The organism is Pseudoalteromonas sp. SR44-5 (assembly GCF_014163675.1).
GTDB lineage: Bacteria > Pseudomonadota > Gammaproteobacteria > Enterobacterales > Alteromonadaceae > Pseudoalteromonas > Pseudoalteromonas rhizosphaerae.
The window spans coordinates 1-3,344 of record NZ_JACJDT010000096.1; the positions used below are offsets into that span (position 1 = coordinate 1).

Sequence of the window (3,344 nt, forward strand, 5' to 3'; positions counted from 1 at the left end):
TTGTACCATTTTACATCGTTGCTGGCGGCTTGCTGCTTTAACCGTTGTTTGCTGCCTGCAAAATTTGAGTACTGCTGCCTGAAACGTTGAATTGATTCAAGCCATTGCGCTTCTTCTATATTCAACGTCAGGAGCACTTTTGGTATGCTTTTGTTGATATGCCCTTTTTTCTTTGGATCTATCTGGCGGCCACTCCAGTCGACTAATTCAATGTAATCCAGTAAGGCAAAGGGGATCGTGCCTTTAATATGATTACCACCAAATTGCTTTAGCTGTGCTGGTTGACTTTCATATTGAACAGTATCTTTTTGTTTGAGGGGTTTATTTGCTTTGACCGTGTCTGTGGTAAAGGCTTTGAAATGCGCTATACGCTCTTGAATTGAGGTAAAATCACTGTCTTCAAGCGTATCGGCTATGTTTGCTCTGATAGGATTCAAATCAACGTAGGCCATGCAACTGAGTACTGCGGTTTGATCTAATAATGCCTGTGACTTATAGCGCCCTTCCCAGTACTTGCCCGTGCAGTTATCTTCCTTATTGGCCTCGCGGGCAATGTACTCATTAAGGTTTTTCATATACCAGCTGATGTCATAAAGCCTTGCGCGCCATTTAGCGATGATCTCATCAAAAAAGAGCACACTCGCCTTATCTAGCTGCTCACCATTTAAGTAACGATCAACTAAAACATGGCCGTTATAAAGTTGATACCAGCGTTCAATTACTTCATCATCAGACCAATCAAGTGCTTGACGTCTATTGACGTTCACAACAAGGTGGTAGTGATTGCTCATTATCGCGTAGGCAGCTATCTCTATAGCGAAAACGCTACTTAGTAACTTAATTCGCTCTACTAACCACACTCTACGGTGATCAAAGTTTTTACCTGTGTATTTATCATCACCACACAAGAATGCACGTCTCACGCATCGTGAGATTAAGTGATAATAAGATGTGGACGCTAAATCAATAAGCTTTTTTCTTGCCCGGGTCATACATAGCAACTCCTGTCAAACTGTATATAAAAACAGTAGTTGATACTATGGATTTTGCAAAAAACTTGCAAAAAAATGCGCCTGTCCTTTTTTACTTTCAGGACTTATCCTTGTTCACAAGAAAATTAAAGATGACCCTGACGCACTGCTAAAACTACTTAAACCGTATATCGGTGACATTGTGGTTGGCGTAGAGTGCATGCACTGCTGGTATTAGGTCGCTGATTTTTGCAAAGAGCACAATATCGACTTTATCCTTGGTCATGCGCTATACATGAAAGCGATTCATGGCGGAAAAGCTAAAAACGATAAAATAGATTCGCATAAAATTGCTAAACTCATCCGTGGCGGTAACTTTCCACTTGCTTATGTCTATGACAAAGATATGCGTGCTACGCGCGACTTATTACGTCGCAGAACTAAAATCGTCCGTCATGGCGCTGATTTAAAAGCCCATGTTGCCAATACTGCCAGTCAGTACAATTTACCTGCCCACAACGTTAATTTAAAGAACGTTTGCGACAGAGAAAAGATGCGCTATTACTTCCCTGATCCCGTTGTGCAACGATCTATTAATTTAAATATGGCCATACTTGATTGCTATCACAAGGAGCTTAAGCCTTTAGAGCTTTATATTGAACAAATGGCTAAGCAGCACAACCCTGTGCACCTTAATATCTTGCAAACAATTAATGGGATAGGTCGCATTCTCGCACTCACCATCATTTACGAAATTGGTGACATCAATCGCTTTTCAAGCGTACAAAAGTTCGCCTCATACAGTCGGTTAGTCAAATGCAAAGCGGAGTCTGCTGGCAAAACCTATGGCACCCAAGGTAATAAAATTGGCAATGCACATCTAAAATGGGCGTTCTCGGAAGCTGCCGTATTACTGCTGCGTCACAATCACAACGCCAACAAATACCTTGAAAAACTACAAAAGCGAATGAGCAAAGCCAAAGCACTGTCAGCGCTTGCGCATAAGCTTGGTCGCTGTGTTTATTTTATGCTTAAAAAAGAGACGGTATTCGATGAAGCAAAATTCTTAAAGAGTTAGTCACGGTACTGAGTGAGCTGAACATCTAACTGGATATAAGGCTGAGCATCAATCAATTGGGTGAGTTAATGACCAGTAAGGTTTAACCTGATTATATGCCTACAGACCTAAGCCACTTGCCTTGATTAGATGCTCAGTACGCGTGCATTAATACAATAAACAAAGTCGCTTACACCTGACTTGAGCCTGAAACTAACTGGATCACCATGATGAAACCAGCCGCCTTGAATAGTGCCATGATTAGGTTAACCGATGAATGTCTAGTGCCCCTACAAATCCATAAGGATATGGAAAAAAGTAGGCTGCGATGAGATCGCAATAAGAGAGCCTCTATATGTGTTTGCCGTAAGCAACTTGCTTAACAGCCGCATCGACAGACGAAGTAAACGAATTTGTTTATTGATTTAGAATTGACCGTCCATTTATAAAAACGGTCAAAAAGAATACTAGTGCCTATTGACAGAGTTTAGGCTCATATGTGTTAAGTATTCAAAGTTATGGACACTTAGACGCCCAAATAGCATTGGCGGCTAGAGTTAGTTTGCATTGATCTTCTGCTTTAAAGACACCAGGGATTTCCCTACCACAAAATCGCTCATATTTTATGGCAGTATCTGAATGGTAATATAAACGGCAAGATGAAGATTCAGACGATTTTCTAACAGCGACCGAAGCGATGCAGTCTGCATCAGCTGCACAGAGGTCCTGGCACCCGCCATTAACTGATTCAAATATAGACATAGTTCCTGATTTAGCGATATATCCGCCCTCTAGCTCCCACCACCCTTCCTTAACGGTAACGCCATCTGAGTTTACGAAGTCTCGTAGGCTTATGCTGAGTAATCCATTGCTTGGGCTATCGCCACAGCTTAGAAGTCTATTGCCCGTACCATCGTCAAAAAAGTTTGTAGATATCATTCTTGTCAATGTACCGGTGGGGACTGTATGAGTACTGGATGGGCAGCCTACTGGATATATATTGTTTGCCGCTAAGGCCTCACATATATGCTGATGATTCAGTTCTACTGTCTGGTTTTGTTCAGGAGTAGCGGCGACAGCGCAATCATAGGCATTCCACAGACCATCTTTATTGATATCTTCATCGAGATCATTGACTCGGTCACCATTTAGATCCCAGCAATTAATGCCAGCAACTCCGATTACACCTTGAGGCCCTGTAGCTCCTGTTTCCCCTGTAGCTCCTGTTTCCCCTGTAGTTCCATTATTTCCGTTATCACCTTCTAAAGGACACCCTGAAAGTAACGTTATCAAAGTTAGCGTTATAAATATTTTTG

1 protein-coding gene and 2 pseudogenes are annotated in these 3,344 nt (G+C 41.9%); 1 reads left to right on the forward strand and 2 read right to left on the reverse strand.

From position 1 onward, the window contains the following. A partial coding sequence (locus H5154_RS22420) for a transposase (protein ID WP_259398591.1) occupies positions 1-992 on the reverse strand: 992 nt, incomplete at its 3' end. A gap of 100 nt (positions 993-1,092) precedes the next feature. On the opposite strand from H5154_RS22420, the pseudogene H5154_RS22425 reads away from it, so the two are divergent. Then, positions 1,093-2,049, forward strand: a pseudogene (locus H5154_RS22425) (IS110 family transposase); the annotation flags it as partial. A 495-nt stretch (positions 2,050-2,544) separates the two neighbouring features. On the opposite strand, the pseudogene H5154_RS22430 reads toward H5154_RS22425, so the two are convergent. After that, a pseudogene (locus tag H5154_RS22430) lies at positions 2,545-3,344 on the reverse strand (hypothetical protein); the annotation flags it as partial.